Annotated in this window: 21 protein-coding genes and 1 pseudogene; 7 read left to right on the forward strand and 15 right to left on the reverse strand. The window is 69.9% G+C overall.

Going from position 1 to position 22127, the window contains the following annotated elements; translation table 11 throughout:
• Positions 1-94 precede the first annotated feature (94 nt).
• Both IG75_RS0112915 and IG75_RS0112920 read right to left on the reverse strand, forming a co-directional pair.
• Positions 95-937 carry an SAM-dependent methyltransferase gene (locus IG75_RS0112915; protein ID WP_036513700.1) on the reverse strand — a complete coding sequence of 281 codons (843 nt, stop codon included), beginning with the start codon at positions 935-937 and terminating at the stop codon, positions 95-97.
• A 193-nt stretch (positions 938-1130) separates the two neighbouring features.
• Positions 1131-2009, reverse strand: coding sequence for an alpha/beta fold hydrolase (locus IG75_RS0112920; RefSeq protein WP_030521486.1), 879 nt, complete (start codon positions 2007-2009; stop codon positions 1131-1133).
• Between the two features lie 383 nt (positions 2010-2392).
• On the opposite strand from IG75_RS0112920, the gene IG75_RS0112925 reads away from it, so the two are divergent.
• Positions 2393-2974, forward strand: coding sequence for a TetR/AcrR family transcriptional regulator (locus tag IG75_RS0112925; RefSeq protein ID WP_036513869.1), 582 nt, complete (start codon positions 2393-2395; stop codon positions 2972-2974).
• Between the two features lie 200 nt (positions 2975-3174).
• On the opposite strand, the gene IG75_RS0112930 is transcribed toward IG75_RS0112925, so the two are convergent.
• Positions 3175-4719, reverse strand: coding sequence for a serine hydrolase domain-containing protein (locus tag IG75_RS0112930; protein ID WP_245713183.1), 1545 nt, complete (start codon positions 4717-4719; stop codon positions 3175-3177).
• Between the two features lie 321 nt (positions 4720-5040).
• Between IG75_RS0112930 and IG75_RS0112940 the strand changes: the two genes are divergently transcribed.
• Positions 5041-5661: an alpha-ketoglutarate-dependent dioxygenase AlkB gene (locus tag IG75_RS0112940; RefSeq protein WP_030521489.1), complete on the forward strand. Its 621-nt coding sequence runs from the start codon at positions 5041-5043 to the stop codon at positions 5659-5661.
• 11 nt (positions 5662-5672) lie between these two features.
• Here IG75_RS0112940 and IG75_RS0112945 read toward each other — a convergent pair whose 3' ends face one another.
• Positions 5673-6308, reverse strand: a complete 636-nt coding sequence (locus IG75_RS0112945; RefSeq protein WP_373863740.1) for a TetR/AcrR family transcriptional regulator — start codon at positions 6306-6308, stop codon at positions 5673-5675.
• Between the two features lie 14 nt (positions 6309-6322).
• Between IG75_RS0112945 and IG75_RS0112950 the strand changes: the two genes are divergently transcribed.
• Positions 6323-7297: a quinone oxidoreductase family protein gene (locus IG75_RS0112950; protein WP_030521491.1), complete on the forward strand. Its 975-nt coding sequence runs from the start codon at positions 6323-6325 to the stop codon at positions 7295-7297.
• Here IG75_RS0112950 and IG75_RS0112955 read toward each other — a convergent pair whose 3' ends face one another.
• The 5 genes from IG75_RS0112955 to IG75_RS0112975 all read right to left on the reverse strand — a co-directional run bounded on the left by IG75_RS0112955 (position 7298) and on the right by IG75_RS0112975 (position 10441).
• Positions 7298-7831 carry a DUF4334 domain-containing protein gene (locus tag IG75_RS0112955; protein ID WP_030521492.1) on the reverse strand — a complete coding sequence of 178 codons (534 nt, stop codon included), beginning with the start codon at positions 7829-7831 and terminating at the stop codon, positions 7298-7300. It abuts the gene before it with no gap.
• Between the two features lie 100 nt (positions 7832-7931).
• Entirely contained in the window at positions 7932-8189 is a 258-nt protein-coding gene (locus tag IG75_RS0112960) for a YciI family protein (protein ID WP_030521493.1), read from the reverse strand.
• Between the two features lies 1 nt (position 8190).
• The gene (gene nusB / locus IG75_RS0112965; protein ID WP_030521494.1) at positions 8191-8703 is read right to left on the reverse strand and encodes a transcription antitermination factor NusB; all 513 of its coding nucleotides are present in this window, start codon (positions 8701-8703) and stop codon (positions 8191-8193) included.
• Position 8704: 1 nt separating this feature from the next.
• Positions 8705-9268 carry an elongation factor P gene (gene efp / locus IG75_RS0112970; protein WP_030521495.1) on the reverse strand — a complete coding sequence of 188 codons (564 nt, stop codon included), beginning with the start codon at positions 9266-9268 and terminating at the stop codon, positions 8705-8707.
• A gap of 36 nt (positions 9269-9304) precedes the next feature.
• Positions 9305-10441 carry a M24 family metallopeptidase gene (locus tag IG75_RS0112975; protein ID WP_051714603.1) on the reverse strand — a complete coding sequence of 379 codons (1137 nt, stop codon included), beginning with the start codon at positions 10439-10441 and terminating at the stop codon, positions 9305-9307.
• Positions 10442-10608: 167 nt separating this feature from the next.
• On the opposite strand from IG75_RS0112975, the gene IG75_RS0112980 reads away from it, so the two are divergent.
• The 4 genes and pseudogenes from IG75_RS0112980 to aroB all read left to right on the forward strand — a co-directional run bounded on the left by IG75_RS0112980 (position 10609) and on the right by aroB (position 14419).
• Positions 10609-11100 carry a prepilin peptidase gene (locus IG75_RS0112980; protein ID WP_030521497.1) on the forward strand — a complete coding sequence of 164 codons (492 nt, stop codon included), beginning with the start codon at positions 10609-10611 and terminating at the stop codon, positions 11098-11100.
• Positions 11101-11196: 96 nt separating this feature from the next.
• Positions 11197-12414: a chorismate synthase gene (gene aroC, locus IG75_RS0112985; protein ID WP_051714604.1), complete on the forward strand. Its 1218-nt coding sequence runs from the start codon at positions 11197-11199 to the stop codon at positions 12412-12414.
• A pseudogene (locus IG75_RS40225) lies at positions 12414-12932 on the forward strand (shikimate kinase); the annotation flags it as partial. The gene aroC and the pseudogene IG75_RS40225, both read left to right, overlap by 1 nt.
• A 368-nt stretch (positions 12933-13300) precedes the next feature.
• Positions 13301-14419 (forward strand): 3-dehydroquinate synthase, encoded by a 1119-nt coding sequence (gene aroB, locus IG75_RS0112995; RefSeq protein WP_030521500.1) that lies wholly within the window; start codon positions 13301-13303, stop codon positions 14417-14419.
• A gap of 166 nt (positions 14420-14585) precedes the next feature.
• Here aroB and IG75_RS0113000 read toward each other — a convergent pair whose 3' ends face one another.
• From IG75_RS0113000 to IG75_RS0113025, 6 genes are all read right to left on the reverse strand, one after another.
• Positions 14586-15056 carry a B-4DMT family transporter gene (locus tag IG75_RS0113000; RefSeq protein ID WP_030521501.1) on the reverse strand — a complete coding sequence of 157 codons (471 nt, stop codon included), beginning with the start codon at positions 15054-15056 and terminating at the stop codon, positions 14586-14588.
• Between the two features lie 81 nt (positions 15057-15137).
• Entirely contained in the window at positions 15138-15965 is an 828-nt protein-coding gene (locus IG75_RS0113005; protein ID WP_030521502.1) for a shikimate dehydrogenase, read from the reverse strand.
• Positions 15955-17433 (reverse strand): endolytic transglycosylase MltG, encoded by a 1479-nt coding sequence (locus IG75_RS0113010; protein ID WP_030521503.1) that lies wholly within the window; start codon positions 17431-17433, stop codon positions 15955-15957. The genes IG75_RS0113005 and IG75_RS0113010 overlap by 11 nt, the downstream gene beginning before the upstream one ends.
• Positions 17430-18023 (reverse strand): Holliday junction resolvase RuvX, encoded by a 594-nt coding sequence (gene ruvX / locus IG75_RS0113015; RefSeq protein WP_030521504.1) that lies wholly within the window; start codon positions 18021-18023, stop codon positions 17430-17432. The genes IG75_RS0113010 and ruvX overlap by 4 nt, the downstream gene beginning before the upstream one ends.
• Complete coding sequence (gene alaS, locus IG75_RS0113020) at positions 18023-20701, reverse strand: alanine--tRNA ligase (RefSeq protein WP_030521505.1); 2679 nt, start codon at positions 20699-20701, stop codon at positions 18023-18025. The genes ruvX and alaS overlap by 1 nt, the downstream gene beginning before the upstream one ends.
• A gap of 36 nt (positions 20702-20737) precedes the next feature.
• Positions 20738-22111 (reverse strand): replication-associated recombination protein A, encoded by a 1374-nt coding sequence (locus IG75_RS0113025; RefSeq protein ID WP_036513705.1) that lies wholly within the window; start codon positions 22109-22111, stop codon positions 20738-20740.
• Between the last annotated feature and the right edge of the window lie 16 nt (positions 22112-22127).

Here is a 22127-nt window from a genome sequence, read left to right on the forward strand (position 1 = left end):
TCACCAGGTGAGGACGGGCCTGTGAGTGTGAACGGGGCCACGCCCGGCGGCGGGGCCGCGGGATGTGACCGCGGTTACCGGCAGCGGTGACCGATCATTCCCGCACAGCGAGCACCGTGCCCATTCCGGGAACCTCACCGAGACCGGGGCGCCCGTAGGGGGCGACGAGGTCGTTCCAGGCGCGGAAGGTGGTGCGCCAGCCGTGCGCGGTGAACCACGATTCCGCGTCCGGGCCCAGGCCGTTGACCGGCCGCGCGGCGTCCGAGTCGGCGGATACCAGCTCCCGGAGGTCCCGGTACCGCGCCGCGGCGCTGTCGACCCGGAACCGGCCGATACCGAAGCGGCTTCCCGGCGCCGACAACTCGGTCACCGTTTCGATCACCGCGTGCGCGTCCCGCCGGGGGAGGTAGTCGAGGACCCCTTCGTCCACCCACAGCGTCGCCGCATCCCGGCGAAACCCGCCCGCCGTCAGAGCCCGCGCCCAGTCGGCGCGCAGATCGGCCGCGACCACCCGGCGGACACATTCCGGCCGGGCCCGGTACGCGGCCAGGACCGGCTCCTTGAAAGCGAACAGTTCGGGGAGGTCCACCTCGAAGAACACCGTCTCGGCGGGCAACCCGAGCCGGAACGCCCGGGTGTCCAGTCCGGCACCGAGCAGGACGATCTGCCCGCACCCCGCGGCCACCGCCGCACCGAAGCTCTCGTCCACGACCTTCACCGCGAGGGACCGGCCTTCGTAGAACTGGTCGGCCAGTACCTCGAGCCGCGCCCAGCGATCGTCGTCGAATGCCGGACGGGCCGCCGCGACGAAGGCCGCCGCGAGGGGGTCGTCGTAGAGCCGGTCCGGCCGGGCACTCTCGCGGGCCCGGATGACCGCGACCCCGATCGCGGTCATGGCCACCCCGGCGGTCGGTACCCGGACGGAAGGATCTGTCATCCGAACTCCCCTGCGAACTCACCTGTCGCCCGGCTGGTAACCGGTTACAGCGGAGACGATAGCGGTTTCGGGTGAGCCTGCGCTATCGGTTCCGGCTGCTCGCGGATCCGATGACCGAACCCGCGCGGGATCCGGACCCGAGACGTCCGACAGCCCGTTGCCGGCGGAGCCGGTCGGCGAAAACCGATGATCCTCATTCCTCCGTCTGCGCGAGGACGGCGGCGGCCAGTTCCTCGTGAACCTCCGGCGGCAGCGTATGACCCATACCCGCCACGATCAGCAGCCGTGCCCCGGGGATCTGTTCGGCGATGAGCGCGCCGTGGCCCGGTTTGGCCGGCTCGTGGCTGCCCTCGACGACCAGCGTGGGCGCCTCCACCTGGTGCAGCACGCCCACCGGCTCGAAGTCCGGCTGCGCCGCGGCGGCCAGCCGGTGGTTGGCCACGGCCGACAGATCGCGGGCGCGGTCGTGGATCCGCTCCTGAAGCCGGCGGGCCGCGTCCTCGTCGAACGGCAGCCCGGTGCCGTGCAATACGCGCTGCTCGGCGACCATGCCGTCGATTCGGTCGTGCCGGTCGTCCGGTGGCGCGGCGGCCATCAGCGCGCGGTAGAACGCGACGAACTCCGGCGTCGGCTCCGGCAGGCTCCCCTCGGGCTGCGGCTCCCCCAGCAGCGCCCGCATGAGGACCATGCCTTCGCCGCCGCCGAGCGGCGAGGAACCGATCACGGTCAGCGAGCGCACCCGCTCCGGCCGCTCCACGGCAATGAACTGGCCGAGCAGCCCACCCGCCGAGTGGCAGACCAGGTGCGCGCTCCGCAGGCCGTGCGCGTCCAGCACGCGATAGACGTCGTCCTTGATATCGCTCCACGTGTACGGATGCGCCGCGAAGTCGACGGTGTCCGACCGGCCGGTGTCGCGGTGGTCGTACCGGATCACCCGGCGACCCCCGGCAACGAGGCGGCCGACGAACTCGTCCGGCCACAGAATGCCCTGCGACATCGACCCCATGATCAACAAGATCGGCGTATCCGTCGCGGTGCCGAATTCTTCACTCCAGAGATTCACGTCGTGCATGGGGCGGGGTGTCCTCTTCTGTAGACGCACCGGTCGCGCCGGTGGTATTTCCTGCTGTGTTCCGCTCCGTCCGGCCCGGAGGGCCCGAACGGAGCGGGCGGGCTTCCGACTCCGCACTCAGCGGGGGCCACGCCGGCCGGTCCGGGACCCTCCGTTGCGGGTGGCGGCCACCCGCGGAGGGACGGGACGAGCCACAAAACGCTGCTGGTTGTTGCGAATGGGGTAGGTGCCGTGCTGCTTTCGCATATCTGTTGCGCCTTTCGTGTACCGGTGCGTACCGGGCCTTCGAGGGGACGGCGGGGGCTACACACCCTTACCGCTTCAGATGTAGTACTCTGTTCGAAGTGGTTTGAACCGTAGTACTACAGATGGAGTGGTGTCAAGTGGTCCGCACGAATCCTGAACGCCGCCAGGCGTTGCTGGACGCATCTATCGAGGTCCTGGCCCGAGACGGCGCCCGGGGACTGACCTTCCGCGCAGTGGACAAAGCGGCGGCGGTACCTGCCGGAACGGCATCCAACTACTTCAGCAACCGCGACGATCTCCTCGTCCAGGTTGGCCACCGGTACTACGAACGCTTGATCCCCGACGAGTCCGCCATGGCCGCCCTCCACGGACCACGCACCCGCGAGACCGTCACGGAGATGATGACCGAGGTCGTCGGCCGCGTCACCCGTTTCCGGACCGGCTACCTGGCCCTGCTGGAACTCCGATTGGAAGCCACTCGGCGACCCGAACTACAGGCCCTGCTCACCGAGCGGGTGCGCGCCGATCTCGACTTCAATATCCGTAACCACCTGGACTTCGGAATGCCCGGCGACGAGGACACCGTCGTGCTGCTGTTCCTCGCCCTGAACTGGCTGATCCTCGAGCGACTCACCCTGCCCGGCGTCTTCACCGAGGAACGGGCCCGCGAACTGGTAAGGATGGCCGTGGAACGCGCGATCCCCGCCGCCGATTCCTGACGTTCGCCCGCCGGGTTCTCGGTTCCATCCGGCCGGGACCACCGCATGCGGGCGCGCGCCACAGAACGCCGGATCGTGTGCACGGTTCACACAGCAGCGGGCCGCGCCGAGCTCGAAAGCTCGGCGCGGCCGCGGATTGGCGTGCTATCGCCCGCACCACCGGAGCAGGTCGGTTCGCAGAGGCGCATGGAGCCTTGCGCTCATTCCGCCGGCAGAGCCGGATCGGCCCACCCGCCGTCGAATATTTCGCCGACGAGCCGCCGCGTCGCCTCCTGGAACGCCGCGGAGAGCGACAGCGCGGCATCGTCCACATAGTTCAGCGTGCCGGTCAGCGTCGCCGTGCCGTCGGGGGTGCTGTACATCAGCGCCGCATGACCCCCGGCGCCGCCGTTGTGCATGACGAGGGTGCCGCCGCCGTCCATCTCCTGGACGAAGACCCCCAGCCCGTAGCCCATCCCGGGGATACCCGTCGGGCGCGGGGTGCGCATCTCGGCCAGCAGGTCGTCCGGCAGGAGCTTGCCGCTGTTCAGCGCCGAAATGAAGACGTGCAGGTCCCGGCTGGTCGAGATCATGTCACCGCCGCTGGAGATCCAGGAGGGGTTGTGTTCGGTGACGTCGATCGTCAGCTCCTCGCCGGCGTCCTCGTAGCGGTAATAGGCGTGGGCATGCGGCTCGGGGATCCCGGTCTGGGTGGTCGGCGCGACGGTGCCCGTCAGTCCCAGCGGTCCCAGGATCAGGCGCTGCATCTCCTGGGCGACCGGGCGTCCGGTGACCTTCTCGACCAGCAGCCGCGCCACCACGTAATTGGTGTTGGAATAGCTCCAATCCGTCCCCGGCTCGAATCGCGCCGGTTTCGACAGCGCCAGCCGGACCAGTTCCTGCGGCTCGTAGCTGTGGAACCGGTTGTCCACCCACGCCTTACCCGAGATGGTGCAGGGAATCCCCGCCACAACCGTCCCGTCGCCGTAGTACTCCCCGGTGAAGTTGAACAGGCCACTGGTGTGCTGCAACAGCATCCGCACCGTGATCCGCGCATCGAACCCGAACTCCGGCAGATACTCCACCACCGGGACGTCCAGCCCGATCCTGCCCTCACCCACCAGCTGCAACACCAGGGTCGCGGTGAAAGTCTTGGTATTGCTGCCGATACGGACATGCCCGTCGATCGGCGGCGGCACCGAACCACCCAACTCGGCCACTCCCGCACTACCGGCCCACTCGCCCCGCTCGTCGTGCACCCGCACGGTGATCCCGGTGAGACCGGACGCGACGATCTCCTCGAGCGCTTTCTGCAACTCCGGGCGATCCCGTTCACCGGCCGCCGGCTCGGTCCGGCCGTCCACGGAGCCCGGCCCGGCGAGGGCGGCGGTGATCTTGCGGGCCATCTCGACCATCGCCGGGCCGGGCTCACCCCGGCGGGGCCGGGCGGCGGCGCCGACAGCGAGGCCGACCGTGCCGCGGAAGTTCTCGGCCTCGGCCGGATTCTTGTTCTCCAGCAGGTGCACCGCGGCACGCAGAGCCGGGAACACTTGGTCGGCGATTTCGGCGACGGTCTTTCCGGTGAGTTCCATGTCCGCGTACCGCGCGGCGAGCACATGGCCGACCACGCCGGTCGCCGAGGCGAGGGCGAGGGACCCGTTCGCCACGGCCGAGTGGTCCGCACCGGTGGCGGCCATCAACGTCACGGCGCCGTAGGCGGCGGTCCGCAGGGTGGCTTGTTCCCGATCGGTCAGGGTGACGGACATGGTGGCGTACTCCTTCGAAGATGCTGCGGCGGAATCCGACCGAACGGATACCGCGTCCGTCCGAGGCGTGCTGTGCGCTGTGCTGCTCATGGGAATACTGTCGCCGGATCCGCTGACACCGCCCTGATGCCGGCCTGACACAGCCGCTGATACGGGTATCGGCGCCGTTCGGCGGACGTAGTACCAGCCGGAGCAGTCATCGTTCTTCTCCGGTGCCCACCCGCGGGTGCTGCGGGAGCGCGGGCCCCGGCGATCGCCGAGCCGAGGCCCTGCGGCCGACCCATGAGAACATATGTTCGAATACCGGGGTACCCTGACGGCATGGCACTGCAGGGCTCACTCTTCGACGGCTTCGGGGCGGCGGAACTCGCCCCGCTGACCGACGTCGGGCGTACCCCGCTCACCCACGGCGCCTGGGTCGATCTGCGCCCCGGCTGGCTCCGCGGCGCCGACGACCTGTTCGAACAACTGGCCGCGACGGTGCCGTGGCAGGCCGAGCGGCGGCAGATGTACGACCGGGTCGTCGATGTACCGCGACTGCTCTGCTTCTACGGCGAATCCGACCCGTTACCGGACCCCGTCCTGGACGAGGCCCGCGCGGCACTCAGCACCTACTACGGACCCGAACTCGGCGAACCGTTCCGCACCGCGGGGTTCTGCTACTACCGCGACGGCCGCGACAGCGTGGCCTGGCACGGCGACACCATCGGACGCGGCGCCGCGCACGACACCATGGTCGCCATCCTCACTCTGGGAGCGCCGCGGCCACTGCTGCTGCGACCCCGCACCGGCGGGCCGAGCCTGCGCTTCCACCCGGGTCACGGCGATCTGCTGGTCATGGGCGGCTCCTGCCAGCGCACCTGGGAGCACGCGGTGCCCAAGACCCGGCGGGCGACCGGGCCGCGGATCAGCATCCAGTTCCGGCCGCGCAACGTGCGCTGAATCTCGATGCGCTACGGCGTATGCAGTACCGCGCGCACCTGCTGATCGACCGCCGCCAGCAACCGATCGGTCGATCCCGCGCGGACCATATCCGGCACGGTTTGGCCCGCCAGACCGTCCAGCAGCAGCCGCCCGACCGTCTCCGCGTCCAGATCCGGGCGTGCTTCGCTCAGCAGGGCGGTGATGTGGGCACGCCAGAACCGGTGGAACTCCTCGGTGCGCGGATGTGGCGGGACCACCCGGTAGACCTCCATAAGCGCCAGGTTGTCGATCACCAACCGGGCCATGGCGTCGAAAAAGGCGAGCAGCCGGTCACCGGCCGGCGCACCGGGACCCAGCGGCGGAGGGCCGTCGGCCACCGCGGACATCAGGGTGACCGCGCTTTCGGCGACCATCTCGTGCAGCAATCCGGCACGGTTGCCGAAACGATGGAAGATCGTCCCCTTGCCCACGCCGGCGGCCGCCGCGACCCGGTCCATGGTGACCGCCTCCGGGCCGTGCTCGGCGAGTAGCGCCGCGGTCGCGTCCAGGATGGCGCGCCGGTTGCGGGCGGCGTCCGCGCGTTCCTTCGGAATTATCGCACCACCTTCGTTGACAACTTGACCGACGGTCCATATCTTGAAGAAGTTATCTGGACCGTCAGTCAACTTATGGAGTTCCAATGCAGGCAATCGTAATGACGAATACCGGCGGGCCCGAGGTGCTGGTACCCCGGGAAATCCCGGAGCCGGCCCCCGGCCCGGGCGAAGTAGTGATCAGGACCGAGGCGATTCCCGTCCTGTACCCCGAAACCCAGCTGCGTGCCGGCGCGTTTCCGATGGCGTCGCCCCCGCCGGTCGTCTTCGGCTTCCAGGCGGCCGGCGAAGTGATCGCCGTGGGCGAGGGCGTCGGATCCGAGCACCTCGGACAACGGGTGGTGGCCGCCACGGACGGCACGGGGTCGTACGCCGAACTGGTCCGCGCGCGAGCGGAAGCCATGACCCCGATTCCCGCGGGCGTCACGGCCGCCGACGCGGCGGCGGTGATGATGAGCGGTTCGGTGGCGCTGGCGCTGCTCGAAGCCGCGGCGCTGACCGGATCCGAAACAGTGCTGATCGAGGCCGGTGCCACCGGCGTGGGTGCCCACCTGGTCCAATTGGCCCGCGAATTCGGCGCGGCCCGGGTGATCGCGACCGCCGGCGGTCCGGACAAGGTCCGGCGCGCGCGGGAATTGGGCGCCGACGAGGTGATCGACCACCGCCACGCGCACTGGCCCGAGGAACTTCGCGGGGAACCGGGCCACACGATCGATATCGTGTTCGACTCACTCGGCGGTACCTCGGCGGCCGCGCTGCTCGATACCATGACGCCCGGCTCCGGGCGGATGCTCAGCTACGGCTGGCTTTCCGGGGAACCCGCCCGCGTCTCGGCGGCCGACCTCATCCCGCACGGGCTGACACTCACCGGATGCTCAGGCCCCGCCTGGCACGGCCGGGTGGACCACGCCCGTGCCGCGATACTCGAGCGAGTACCGGCCCTGGCGGCACCGGTGGAAACGATCCTGCCGCTCGACCGCGCCGCCGCGGCCCACGAACTGCTGGAATCCCGGGCGCCACTCGGCAAGATCATCCTGCGGCCGGGCCCGGCGGCACGCTGATCAGCGCGTCAGGACGAAGAAGTACGGTTCGGCCAGACCGCGCATATCCATGACACCGAGCAGCCTGTCGTCGCCGAGCCGGCGAAAATGGTCGATGATCGGCAGATGGTCGTAGACCATGGCGGCGCTGACCACGCCGCGGTACTCGATATCGCGCAGCCGGGCCGTCGCCTTGCGGGTACGCAGCAGCGGGCCGAGGGTGCGCAGGTTCTTGCGGACCGGGCGCAGCCAGTGCGCCGGAATCCGGCCCGCCAGCGAGAGCGGGACCCGGCGCGGATCCACCGCGAACACGGTGCCGCGCTCATCGGTGAACAGCAGCGGATGCACCTGATCGGGCGCATCGAACTGCTTTCCGTACCACCCGCTTTCGGACAGGGTGCCGTCCATCGGGTGACCGGTGGGCAGTTCCGAACCGCGCCAGCGGCCGGTGGTCACCTCGTCCACCCGCGCGGCCGGCAACCGGTCGAAGATCTCCCAGGCCTCCGCGGCGGTGCAACCGCCCTCGGGCAGGGTGATACCCGCGTTCTCGGTCATGGTCCGCACTCCTCGACATCATGGGACGTTGCGATGAACAGCCTATCGCCCTCTCATCGAGTCGCGCGGCGGACCGGAGCCGGAAAGATCCGGCATGGGCTCAGCCGGTGATCTCCCACTCGTGGACCGTGATCGCGGACGAGCCGGTGGTGTGCAGCGGATCGGTGTACACCACCGTCTCGGCGGCCGCGAGCGAATCCGCGAGCACGAGGTACGCCCCACCACTGCCGTCGGTGAACGGACCACTCTCCTGCAGCATGTCCTTCGCACGCAGCTCGGCGAGGAACCGGCGGTGCGGTTCGGCCACCGCCGGGTCGTAGGCCGGAGTACGGCGGGCCAGCACAAGGTACTTGCGCATCTCAGTCCTCCGATTCCGGATCACCGGCACGCCCGGCGGCCGCGGCGGCCGCGCGGATCTGCGGAGCCACCAGCACCACCTGGCCGAGCACCCCGTTCACAAACCCCGGGGAATCATCGGTGGACAGTTCCTTGGCCAGTTCCACCGCCTCGTCCACCGCGACGATCGGCGGGACATCGGGCGCGTAGAGCAGTTCCCATACCGCGACCCGCAGAATGGCGCGATCCACCGCGGGCAACCGGGGCAGCGTCCAATCCTGCAGATACGACTCGATGGTCCCGTCCACCCGGTCGAGTTCCTCGGCGATACCGTCCACCAGGGTGCGGGTATAGGCGTGGACCGGCGCCACCCCCTGATCGCGGGCCGCGAGCTCGATCCGCTCGTCGGCCAGATCGGCGGGATCGACATCGCGGGCCTCGGCCTCGAAGAGCAGGTCCACCGCCCGGCGGCGCGCCTTGTGGCGGGCGCCGAGCTTCTTGTATGCGGATTTCTTGTCCGCGGGCTGATCGGGCACGTCAGGAGTTGACGCGGCCCAGGTAGCTGCCGTCGCGGGTGTCGATGCGGAGTTTGTCGCCGGTGTTGATGAACAGCGGGACCTGGACCTCGGCGCCGGTCTCCAGGGTGGCGGGCTTGGTGCCGCCGGTGGAGCGATCGCCCTGCAGACCGATATCGGTGTGGGTGACCTCGAGCTCGGCGGTGACCGGGAGCTCCACGTACAGCGGCGCACCTTCGTGCGTGGCGACCTGCACGGTCATGTTCTCCAGCAGGAACCGGGCCTGCTCGCCGATGATGCTCTCCGCGATGGCGATCTGGTCGAAGGTCTCGCCGTCCATGAAGACGTAATCGGAGCCGTCATGGTAGAGGTAGGTCATATCGCGGCGGTCGACCGTGGCGGTCTCCACCTTCACGCCCGCGTTGAAGGTTTTGTCGACGGTCTTGCCCGACAGCACGTTCTTCAGCTTCGTCCGCACGAACGCGGGACCCTTACCCGGCTTCACGTGCTGGAACTCGACGATCTGCTGGAGATTACCGTCGATCTTCAGCACGAGGCCGTTCTTGAAGTCGCTGGTGTCCGCCACTGTCTTCGGGTCTCCTCGGTTCTCGGGCGACCGTCGTCATCCGACGACGATCAGATCTTTGCTGGTGTTGGTGAGCAGCTCCGGGCCCCCTTCGCGCACCACGAGCGTGTCCTCGATCCGGACCCCGCCGCGGCCGGGAAAGTACACCCCTGGTTCGACGGTCACCGCCACGCCAGACTGGAGTGTACCCGTGCCCGTTTTGGCGATTCCGGGCGCTTCGTGGATGCGCAACCCCACCCCGTGCCCCAGACCGTGCACGAACAGCGGCCCGTGACCGGCGGCGGCGATGACCTCGCGGGCGGCCGCGTCCACATCGGCACACGGCACGCCGGGCCGCAGCGCCTCACGACCGGCCCGCTGCGCGGCATACACCAGGTCGTAGACCTCGCGCTGCCAGGACGTGGGTTCGCCCAGCACGAAGGTCCGGGTCATATCCGAGTGGTAGCCGTCCACCACAGCGCCGAAATCGATCTTCACGAAATCACCGGCGGCCAGTACCGCCTCGGTGGGCCGGTGATGCGGGACGGCGGAATTCGCCCCGGACGCGACGATGGTCTCGAAGGCGATGCCGGCCGCCCCGCGCTCGAACATCGCCCATTCCAGATCCCGGGCGACCTGACGCTCGGTGCGCCCCGGCCGCAGCGCCCCGGACTCCAGCAGTGCCGCCAGGGCTCCGTCGCCGACGGCGCAGGCGGTGCGCAGCAGCTCGATCTCGTACTCGTCCTTGACCATGCGCAGCTGCTCGACCAGGCCCGGTGTCGCCACGAACTCCAGGCCCGAGCCGAGTTCGAGCAGCGCCCGGTGCTGATCGACGGTGACAATATGGCTCTCGTAACCCAGCCGGCCGAATTGCCACTCCCCCGCCAGTTCCACCACCCGGCGCGACACCGCCCGGGCGATCTCGGCGCGCAGATCGGGTACCTGCTCGGCGACCTGGGTGTCGTAGCGGCCGTCGGTCGCGATCACGGTGCGGTCCTCCGCGCCCGGGGTGTCCCACGAGTGCACCAGCAACGCGGCATTCGACCCGGTGAATCCGGTGAGATAGCGGATGTTCACCAGATCGGTGACCAGGAGGCCGTCGATCTCGTTCTGGACCAGCAGGTTGCGCAGGGCACCGCGCCGGGCAGCGTAATCGGGCCGGACCCGCGGGCCCCGACCGGCATCAGCAGACATGGCATAAAAGTACCGCCGACCCGGCCTCGGCACACGGGTCGGCCGGGCGACGGACAGCCCGAAAATGAGGATCACTCGCTGTTCACATATCGACCCGGCGGCCCGGCTTGTCCACAGATCGCGTGCACCGCCACCGGTACGGCCCGCCGGCGGCGATCGTTGACGGCATGACGACCCTCGGCTTCCTCACTTTGACCGTCTGGTGCGTGGCGCTGAGCCTCGGCGATATCCGTTCCCGGCGCCTACCGAACCTGCTCACGGTGCCCGGAGCCGTCGGCGTGCTCGGTTATGCGACGCTGACCGGGCGCTTCCACACCGCCGCCTGGGGCGCGGCACTGCTGGCGACCCCTTATCTGCTGATACACCTGACGCGCCCGGCCGCACTCGGGGCCGGTGACGTGAAACTGGCCGTGGGGCTGGGTGCGGCCGCCGGGCTCGGTGGCGGGCAGGTCTGGGTCTGGTCGGCCGTTGCGGCACCCGTGTGTAGCGCGATCGCCGGAGTCGGCGCGCTGCTCGGTTCTCGGGCGGGTCGGCGGATATACGGCGGCCGGTACCACGGCCCCGCCCCGCGGGCGCCCGCACCGGAAGGCCCCGGACCCACGATCCCGCACGGTCCGTCGATGTGTGCGGCGACACTTCTCGGACTCGCCCTGTGGTGACCCCGCGGCAATCCCGGACACCACGCACGTCCCGAGGCGATGAGCACCGCCGACCGCATCCCCCGTCCGTCGCGCCGACATGGGAAGATGGTCGGCGTGCTGCGCTGGATAACTGCTGGAGAATCCCATGGACCCGCTCTCGTCGCCATCCTGGAAGGGATGGTCGCCGGTGTCGAGGTGACCTCGGAGGAGATCTCCGCACAGCTGGCGCGCCGACGGCTGGGCTACGGCCGCGGCGCCCGGATGAAGTTCGAGGCCGACAAGGTCACCGTGATCGGCGGGGTCCGCCACGGCCGCACCATGGGTGGGCCGGTCGCCATCGAGATCGCCAATTCCGAATGGCCCAAGTGGACCACCGTCATGTCCGCCGATCCTGTCGACGAGGCCGAACTGGCCGAACTGGCCCGCAACGCTCCGCTCACCCGCCCCCGCCCCGGCCATGCCGACTACTCGGGCATGCTCAAATACGGTTTCGACGATGCCCGCCCGGTGCTGGAACGCGCCAGCGCCCGCGAGACGGCGGCCCGGGTCGCGGCCGGGACGGTGGCGCGCGCCTTCCTGCGCCAGGCCCTCGGGGTGGAAGTCGTCTCCCATGTGGTCTCCATCGGTACGGCCGCGAACACCACCGGGGTGGTCCCCACCGGCGCCGATCTGGCAGCGATCGACGAGAGCCCGGTGCGCGCGTTCGATGCCGGCGCCGAGGCGGCCATGATCGCCGAGATCGAGGCGGCGAAGAAGGACGGCGACACGCTGGGCGGGGTGGTCGAGGTGGTCGTCACCGGGCTCCCGATCGGACTCGGCTCCTTCACCAGCGGCGAGAACCGGCTGGACTCGCGGCTCGCGGCGGCGCTCATGGGTATCCAGGCCATCAAGGGCGTCGAGGTCGGCGACGGTTTCGAGACGGCGCGGCGCCGCGGTAGCCAGGCCCACGACGAGATGCGCCCCGGCAGTGACGGCGTACTGCGGTCCACCAACCGCGCCGGCGGTCTCGAGGGCGGGATGACCAACGGGGAGGCCCTGCGCGTACGCGCGGCCATGAAGCCCATCTCCACGGTGCCGCGCGCGCTGGCCACGGTCGATATGTCCACCGGCGAAGAGGCCGTGGCGATCCACCAGCGTTCCGATGTCTGTGCCGTTCCGGCGGCCGGCGTGGTCGCCGAATCGATGGTCGCGCTGGTAGTGGCCCAGGCCGCGCTGGAGAAGTTCGGTGGCGATTCGCTCGCCGAGACGGTGGGCAACCTCGACGGCTATGTGAAGCGGATCAGCGGGCGCCCCCATCTGAACCCGGGCGATACCATCGCCGACCCGGCGTAATGACCGAGCAGACCGGTCCGCACGGCCCACTGGTAGTGCTGATCGGCCCGCCCGGGGCGGGCAAGACCACCATCGGCCGCAAACTCGCCCGGGAACTCGGCGTCGAGCTCTACGACACCGACGCCGGGATCGAGGAGGTGACCGGCCGCACCATTCCGGAGATCTTCGCCGAGGACGGGGAAACCGAATTCCGCCGGATCGAGGAAGAGGTGGTCGGCGACGCGCTCGCCACGCGCAGCGGTGTCGTCTCCCTCGGTGGCGGCGCGGTGCTCTCGGAACGCACCCGCGTCCTGCTCCGCGACCGGACCGTGGTGTATCTGGAGATCAGCATCGCCGAGGGGCTGCGCCGCACGGGCGCCGGCACGCACCGGCCGCTGCTGGGTGGCGCCGACCCGGGGACGAAATACCGGGAACTCATGCGGACCCGGCGGCCGCTCTACCGGGAAGTGACGTCGGTCCGCGTGCGCACCGACGGCCGCAGTCCCGGCCGTGTGGTTCGTTCGATTCTGGGGAAACTCGCACTGGAATCGGTCCGGGTGGCCGCCGACACCCCAGATACGGATCTGCCCGAAGGCTCCGGAACCCAGCGCACCAGCAGGTCCCGGGCCCGCCGGCGGGCCCGGGCGCGGGCGCGCCGCACCGCGGTGCAACGTGCGGCGGCCTCCGGGGAGCCCGATACTGCGGCCGCTTCCGGCGGCGATGCCGCGGCATCGGGCAGCCCGGGAAGCGACACCGGAACATCACCCGCCACCGAGCTCGCGCAGGCCGCCGACAACGGCCTGCGCACTCCGGGCCGGTCCCGGCGGGCGCGCGCCAGACGGGCCCGGGCCCGGCGGCAGCAACGAGAACAGGCCGAACAGACACAGACAGGATCGGAGCAGCACACGTGACAGAACCGACGCGTATCGAGGTCCGCACCGCACAGCCCTATCCGGTGATCATCGGCCGCGGTCTGCTCGGGGACCTCGTCGAGGTGGTCACCGGCGCGGGCGGCGTACGGACCGTCGCCTTGTTCCATCAGCCGTCGCTGGTCGAAACCGCCGAGGTGGTGCGCACTACGCTGGCCGAGGCCGGCCTCGACGCCCACCGCATCGAGATCCCGGACGCCGAGGCGGGCAAGGAACTCGCCGTGGCCGGCTTCTGCTGGGAGGTGCTGGGCCGGATCGGTCTCACCCGCAACGATGTGGTGGTGAGCCTCGGCGGTGGCGCGGCCACCGATCTCGCCGGATTCGTCGCCGCCACCTGGATGCGCGGGGTGAAGGTCGTCCACGTACCCACCACGCTGCTGGCCATGGTGGACGCCGCGGTGGGCGGTAAGACCGGTATCAACACCGAAGCGGGGAAGAACCTCGTCGGCTGCTTCCACGAGCCGTCCGCCGTGCTGGTCGACCTGGTGACCCTGGAAACCGTGCCGCGCAACGAGATCGTGGCGGGGATGGCGGAGATCATCAAGGCCGGGTTCATCGCCGACCCGGTGATTCTCGACCTGGTCGAACGCGACCCGCAGGCCGCGCTGGACCCGACCGGCGAAGTACTGCCGGAGCTCATTCGCCGGGCAGTGGCGGTGAAGGCGGAGGTGGTCGCGGCCGATCTCAAGGAGTCCGCGCTGCGCGAGATCCTCAATTACGGTCATACGCTGGGCCATGCGATCGAACGCCGGGAGCGCTACCGCTGGCGGCACGGCGCGGCGGTGTCGGTGGGCCTGGTCTTCGCCGCGGAACTGGGCCGGCTGGCCGGCCGGCTCGACGACGCCACCGCCGACCGGCACCGCAGCATCCTGGAGAGCGTCGGACTGCCCACCACCTACGATCCCGATGCCCTGCCGCAGCTGCTGGAGAGTATGCAGACCGACAAGAAGACCCGCTCCGGCGTGCTGCGGTTCGTGGTGCTCGACGGACTGGCCAAACCCGGCCGGCTGGAAGGCCCCGACCCCGCCCTGCTCGCCGCCGCGTATTCGGCGGTCGCCGGCTCCGGGTCCACCGGAGGCGGCGCGATCCTGCTGTGAGACCGGCCGTGAGACCGGGCGCGGGCCGCGATCGCTTCGATCGCGGCCCGCACTCTTTCCGGGAGCTCACACCCCGGTCCACGGATATTCCGCCTGTCCGAGCCCGTCCTGCCCACCGCCGGCGGACCGGTGATGGCATTCCGGCCCGGTCAGGCGCAACGGACCGTCAGGCGGGCGAACCGAGCGCGGGGGTGACACCACCCGCCGACCGCTCGTTGTCGCGGCTGCCCAGCCGCCGTCCGACGGCCACCCCGACGAGTCCGGGCACGAAGACCAGCAGGACGATGAACGACGAGGCGGCGGTGGCCTCGAACAGCAGCCCGCCGTCGCCGAGGTCGACCTTCGGCAGGAAATCGAGCAGCCAGGACACCAGTCCGCTGCCCACACCGGCGACCACCGCGGTCTGCAGCCACCGGATCGTCAGATCCGCGCCGTGCTCGGGGTTCGGGTGCTCGTGGCGGTCGGCCCGGCCGTCGCGCACGCCCCAGGCCACTGCGGTACCGATCAGCACCACCAGGCACAGCAGCCGCAACCACACCCCATAGGTCGGGATGTAGCCCATCGCGAACCCGAGGAGCACCCGCAGGACGACGGCCAGCCCACCGAGCGCCAGTGCCCGCAACAACCACGCAGTCATGCCGATCACCATAGCTCCCCCGCGCACCGGACTAGAACCCGTTACAGATATTCGCCGGGATCCGATGCGCTACCGGCGACATCAGCCGAGGTCGGCGAGCGCGGCGGCCATCGCTTCCCGGGGGGCGGGGCGGCCGGTGAACTGCTCGACCTGACCGTAGGCCTGTTCGAGCAGCATCTGCAGACCGCCGATCACCGTGTGCCCGGCGGCGGCGACCACTTCGGCCAGCGGGGTGGGCCACGGGTCGTACAACGCGTCGAGCACCACAGGAGCCGCGGCCACCGATCCGGCGACCGCCGCGGCCGCCGCGGCCGGCACGGTGCTCACCACGGCGCCCGCACGGCCACAGACACCGGCCAGCTCCGGCGCGTCGAATCCGATCACCCGGACGGCCGCGCCGAGCCGCTCGGCGAGTTCGCGCGCGCCCACCGCGCGGCCGGCATCGCGGGCGACGATGGTGATGGTCGTGGCCCCGAGTTCGGTCAGCGCCAGCAGCGCGGGACGGGCGGTGCCCCCGGCCCCCAGCACCACCGCCTCGGACAGTTCCCGCACCCCGCCGCCACGCAGTGCGCCCAGCACCCCGTCGACATCGGTGCAGTCGGCACGCCAGCCGGACGCCGTCCGCACCAGGGTGTTGGCCGAACCGACCAGTACCGCGCGTTCGGTGCGTACCTGCGCGTACGCGAGGGCCGCTTCCTTGCCCGGCATGGTCACCGACAATCCGGCCCATTCCGGGCCGAGCCCCTCCACCAGACCGGGCAACCGGTCGGCGGTGCATTCGATCCGCTCGTAGGTCCAGTCCAGGCCGAGCGCGCGGTAGGCCGCCAGATGCAGCTGCGGAGATTTCGAATGGGTGATGGGGCTGCCGAGCACAGCGGCGCGGCGCGGGCCCGCCGGTTCAGCGCCCACTGTCCAGGATCCCGCTCTCCAACGCCAATTCGATGTTCTGCAGATGTTCGGAGTAGCTCTCGGTGAACAGCGTGGTCCCCTCTTTATCGACCGTCACGAAGTACAGCCACGTGCCGGGCTCGGGTTCCTCCATGGCCTCCAGCGCCGCGATCGAGGGCGAGGAGATCGGGGTCGCGGGCAACCCGGGCATGGCGTAGGTGTTCCACGGGGTGGTCTGCCCGCGGTCGGCGTCGGTGGTCGCCACCTCGGTTTTGTCGAGCGCGTAGTTGACGGTGGAATCGAACTGCAGCGGCTGGTCGATATCCAGCCGGTTCACGATCACCCGGGCCACCTTGCTCATATCCTGCGGCAGTGCTTCACGCTCCACGAGGGACGCGCCGATCAAGGTTTCGTACGGGCTGAGCCCGTTGACTCGGCCGGATTCCAGGATCCCGGTGGACTCGTAGCTGCGGGCGCTCTCGGTCACCAGCTGCCGCAGAATGTCCAGCGCGGAACCGCTCGGATCGAAATCCCAGCTGCCGGCGGCGATCAGGCCCTCGAGCTGGCGGGCACGGTCGGGCACCGTGCGGACCGACTCCACCGCCCATTCCGGGACGCCGAGCGCGGCCAGATCAGTGGTGGCGCCGGCCTGAGCCAGCTGGTCGTAGGTGACACAGCGGCGTTCGGGCTCGGCACCCACGCAGCTGGCGGCGGCGATCTTGGTGTAGATGCCCTCCTTGCGCGCACCGGTGTTCACATCGTGCTGATCGTGCAGCTGCCGGCCTTCGGAGACGACGACATTTCCGACCCGCGACCCGGGCGCGACGAGCGCCGCGACCGCGTCCGCGGCCGGACTGTGCACCGGAATCGCGTAGTAGCCGGGCTGGAGCGAATTCATCCCCTCGTTCTGCACGGCGGCCTCGTAGAAGGCGGCGGAACTGGCGACGATTCCCGCTTCCGCCATTGTCGAGGCGACCTCGGTGGCGGTATCGCCGGATTTCACCTGGACCACCACGGGCGCACCGGCGGGACCGGCGAAATCCTCGGCCGGGGTGTACCGATTGACCAGCTTGTACACCCCTGCCCCGACGACCAGCACCAGCAGGACCCCGGCGGCCACCCAGATCAGCCGGCGGCGGCCGCCCTCCTGTTTACGGGCGGCTTTCCGCGCCGCCGCGCGGCCCCCACGAGCGGGCGCGGTCCGCGCACCGGCGCGGCGTCGAGGGCGCGGTCGCGGCTCGGGTTCGGGCTCGTCGTCGAAATCGTCGTCGTATTCGTCCTCGTCGACATAGCGGGGAATGACGGCGGTGTCGTCGTCCTCGTAGGGGTCCCAGCCGTCCGCGGGCTCGTCCTCCCATTCCGGCTCGTCGGCCACCGGCGTGGCGGCGGCCCGGCGGGACCGCTCCCATGCCTTGTCGTCGCGACGATATTTTCGCTCGGCCTCACGCTGCCGGAATTGCGCCTCCGCCCGCGCCCATCGATCCGTCATTCATCGTCTCCGGACAACGCGGTACGTGCCGCGTCCTCGGCCGACCTCATCACAGAACTCCGTTCGTCCAACCAGCTCTGCAGGATCGACACAGCAGCAGCCTGGTCGATCACCTGCCGCTGTCCGCGCGCTCGAACACCACTGTCCCGCAGAGCGCGTGCAGCAGACACCGTAGTCAAACGTTCGTCGGAAAGCCGGATCGGCACTTCGGGCAGCGAGTCGCGCAACCTTCCGGCGAATTCCGTTGCCATGCGCGCCGAGGTCCCCTTCTCGCCGCGCAGCGTGCGAGGCAACCCGACGATGATCTCCACCGCCTCGTACTCGTCCGCGATCGCCGCGATCCGCGCGATATCCGCGCCCGCCCCGGGCGCGGAACCGCCGGCGTGGGCAGCCCGCGGCCGCCCGGCGCGCCGGGAGCCGGTATCGCGGGGCACGGTCTCCACCGGGGTCGCGAGGATCCCGTCGGGATCACTCGCGGCGACCCCGATCCGCACACTGCCCACATCGATGCCCAGCCGCCTGCCCCGGCCCGGATCCGTGGCAGGATCGGGCCGGTCGACGGGCGGGTCGTCCAGCGAGCCCACCGTCATCAGCCGGCGTGCGCGCCGATGTGAGCGCGTACCGCCGCCAGACCCGCGTCGATACCGGACGGGTCCGAGCCCGCGCCCTGCGCCATCTCCGGCTTGCCGCCGCCGCGGCCGGAGATCCGCGGCCCGAAGACGGCCACCAGATCACCGGCGGCGAAGCCCAGCGCCTGGGCGGGCTTGTTCACGGTCACCACGAACGGCACCTTGCCCTCGTTATTTCCGAGCAACACCACGACAGCGGGGGTGGAACCCAGCCGGCCACGGATATCGGTGGCCAGGGTGCGCAGATCACCCGCCGATACTCCGGCCGGTGCGGCGGCCGCGACCAGCAGCACGTCCCCGAGCCGTTCGGCGGCATCGGCATAGGAACCCGCCGACGACAGCACGGCCGCGATCTTGGTCCGCTCGAGTTCCTTCTCCGCGACGCGGAGCCGGTCCACCAGCTGCTCGACCCGCCCCGGTACCTCGTCCGAGGGCACCTTCAGCATCGAGGCGACCCCCGCCAGCAACGCACGTTCCTTGGCCAGATATTGGTACGAATCCAACCCGACGAAGGCCTCCACCCGGCGTACGCCCGAACCCACCGACGACTCGCCGAGCAGGGTGATCGGGCCGATCTGCGAGGAGTGACCCACGTGGGTGCCACCGCAGAGCTCCATGGAGAACGGCCCGCCGATCTCGACCACGCGGACCCGGTCGCCGTAGTTCTCCCCGAACAGCGCCAGCGCGCCCATTTCCTTGGCCTTGGGCAGATCGGTGACGAAGGTGTTCACCGAGAAGTCCGCGCCGACCCCGTCGTTGGACACCGCCTCGATATCGGCCTTCTGCTGCTCGCTGAGCTGACCCTGCCAGTTGAAATCGAACCGCAGGTAGCCCGGTTTGTTGAGCGAACCGGCCTGGACCGCGTTCGGTCCCAGCACCTGGCGCAGTGCCGCGTGCACCATATGGGTGCCCGAATGTCCCTGGGTGGCGCCGCGCCGCCAGCCCGGGTCGACCTGGGCCAGCACCACATCGCCTTCGGTGATCTGTCCCTGTTCGACGGTGCACCGATGCACCCAGAGCTTCTTCGCGATCTTCTGCACATCGTTGACGACGAGCTTCGTCCCCGCCGCGGTGATCGTGCCGCGGTCGGCGATCTGACCACCGGATTCCGCGTAGAGCGGGCTACGGTCCAGGATCACCTCGATATCGGTGCCCGCCGGCGCGGTCGGCACCCGGACTCCCTCGGAGATCAGCGCCAGTACATGGGCCTCCGAGGTCAGCTCGTCGAAACCGGTGAATTCGGTATCGCCGCGATCGACCAGGTCCTTGTACACCGAGAGATCGGCGTGCGCGTGCTTGCGGGCGTGCGCGTCCTCCTTCGCCCGCCGCCGCTGTTCGGCCATGAGCGTGCGGAACCCGTCCTCGTCCACCGAGAGGCCGGCTTCCGCGGCCATCTCCAGGGTCAGGTCGATCGGGAAACCGTAGGTGTCGTGCAGGGTGAAGGCGTCGGCGCCGGAGATGGTGCCGGCGCCGCCGCGCGAGGTCGCCGCCTTGACCTGCTCCGCTGTTTCGTCGAACAGCTTGGAACCCGTGCTCAAGGTCTTACGGAACGCCGTCTCCTCGCCGACCGCGACGGTTTCGATCCGCGCGTAGTCGGTGGACAGTTCGGGATACGAGGGCGCCATAAGCGCGCTCACGACCCGCATGAACTCGCTCATCACCGGCTGTTCGGCGCCGAGCAGCCGGGCCGAGCGCACGATCCGGCGCAGCAACCGGCGCAGCACGTAGCCGCGGCCGTCGTTGCCGGGGTTGACGCCGTCGGCGATCAGCATGGCCGAGGTGCGCGCGTGGTCGGCGATCACCCGGAACCGGACGTCGTCGGCGTGTTCGACACCGTAGGAGCGGCCGGTCAATTCCTCGGCCTTGTCGATGATGGGACGCAGCAGATCGGTTTCGTAGACGTTGTCGACGCCCTGCAGCAGCAGTGCGATGCGCTCGACGCCCATACCGGTATCGATGTTCTTCTTCGGCAGCACGCCCACCGGCGGAAAGCCCAGCTTCGGGCTGTCCTCGCCGCGGATGTCCTGCATGAAGACCAGGTTCCAGATCTCCAGGTAACGGTCCTCGTCGGCGACCGGGCCACCGTCGCGGCCGTACTCGGGCCCGCGGTCGTAGTAGATCTCCGAACAGGGGCCGCCGGGACCGGGCACGCCCATATCCCAGTAGTTGTCCTTACCGTCGCGGAACTGGATCCGCTCCTCGGGGATACCGGCCACCCGGCGCCAGATCTCGGCGGCCTCGGGGTCGTCCTGGTAAGCGGTGACCCAGATCCGCTCCGGGTCGAACCCGTACCCGCCGTCCTCCTGCGAGTTGGTGATCAGCTCCCAGGCGAAGCGGATAGCGCCTTCCTTGAAGTAGTCACCGAACGAGAAATTACCCGCCATCTGGAAGAACGTATTGTGCCGAGTGGTGACGCCGACTTCCTCGATATCACCGGTACGCACACATTTCTGCACGCTGGTCGCACGCGGGAACGGCGGCGTCTGCTGACCGAGGAAATACGGCTTGAACTGCACCATGCCCGCGTTCACGAACAGCAGGTTCGGGTCGTCGAGAATCAGCGATGCACTGGACACCTCTGTATGCCCGGCACTTACGAAATGGTCCAGGAACCGCCGTCTGATCTCGTGGGTCTGCACGAATATCCAGCCTACCGGTGCCGCGCACCCGAATTATCACCGAGCCGGGTTTCCGGGGCGCAGACCCCGCACGATCCGGCGCAGCGTGCTCACCCGGGGCCCGACCGCCCGCTCGTGGCCGTGGTCGGTCGGGTGGTAATAGTCCACCCCGACGAGTTCGTCCGGCGGGTACTGCTGGGCGAGGACCCCGTCCGGGTCGTCGTGCGGGTAGCGGTAGCCCTGGGCGTTGCCGAGCCGCTCCGCACCCGCGTAGTGCCCGTCCCGCAGATGCGGCGGCACCGTGCCCGCCTTCCCGGCGGCCACATCGGCCATGGCCGCGCCGATCGCCGCGACCACCGCGCCCGATTTCGGCGCGGTCGCCAGATGGATGGTGGCCTGTGCCAGCGCCAGCCGGGCCTCCGGTAGCCCGACCAGCTGCACCACCTGGGCCGCCGCGGTCGCCGTCTGCAGCGCGGTCGGGTCGGCCATACCGATGTCCTCACTGGCGTGGATCATCAGGCGGCGGGCGATGAAGCGCGGGTCCTCCCCCGCGGTCAGCATGCGGGCCAGATAGTGCAGCGCCGCGTCCACGTCGGAGCCGCGGATCGATTTGATGAACGCGCTGATCACGTCGTAGTGCTGGTCACCGGCCCGGTCGTACCGGACGGCCGCCTTGTCGATACTGGCGGCCACCAGGTCGAGATCCACCGTCCCGTCCAGCGAGGATTCCGCCGAGGCCTCCAGCGCGGTGAGGGCCCGCCGGGCATCACCGCCGGCGATCCGCACGATGTGGTCGAGGGCCTCGCCGGTCACCGTGTACTGCCCGTCCAGACCGCGCGGATCGGCGATGGCCCGGGTGAGCACTGCCCGGATATCGTCGGGCCCGAGCGAGTGCAGCTGCAGTACCAGCGACCGCGACAGCAGCGGCGCCACCACCGAGAACGACGGGTTCTCCGTGGTCGCGCCGACCAGTAGCACGATGCGGTTCTCCACCGCGGCCAGCAGCGCGTCCTGCTGGGTTTTGGAAAAGCGGTGTACCTCGTCGATGAACAGCACGGTCTGTTCGCCCGCGGTGAGCCGCCGACGTGAGATATCGATGACCGCCCGCACCTCTTTGACGCCGGCGGACAGGGCCGACAGGGCCTCGAACCGGCGCCCGGTGGCATACGAGATCAGCGACGCGAGCGTCGTCTTCCCGGTACCGGGCGGCCCGTACAGCAGCACCGACGCCGCACCCGACCCCTCCACCAGCCGCCGCAGCGGCGACCCGGGGCCCAGCAGATGCTGCTGCCCGACGACCTCGTCGAGCGAGGCGGGCCGCATCCGCACCGCGAGCGGGGCACGCGCCCCACCGTCCCGTGCGGCCTCGCCCGCGAAGGCGATCTCCGGTGCGCCCGCCCCCGCACCGGGCAGATCGAACAGACCGTCCATGCCTGCGACCGTACCG

This window comes from Nocardia rhamnosiphila NBRC 108938 (genome assembly GCF_000720425.1).
Taxonomy (GTDB): Bacteria; Actinomycetota; Actinomycetes; order Mycobacteriales; family Mycobacteriaceae; genus Nocardia; species Nocardia rhamnosiphila.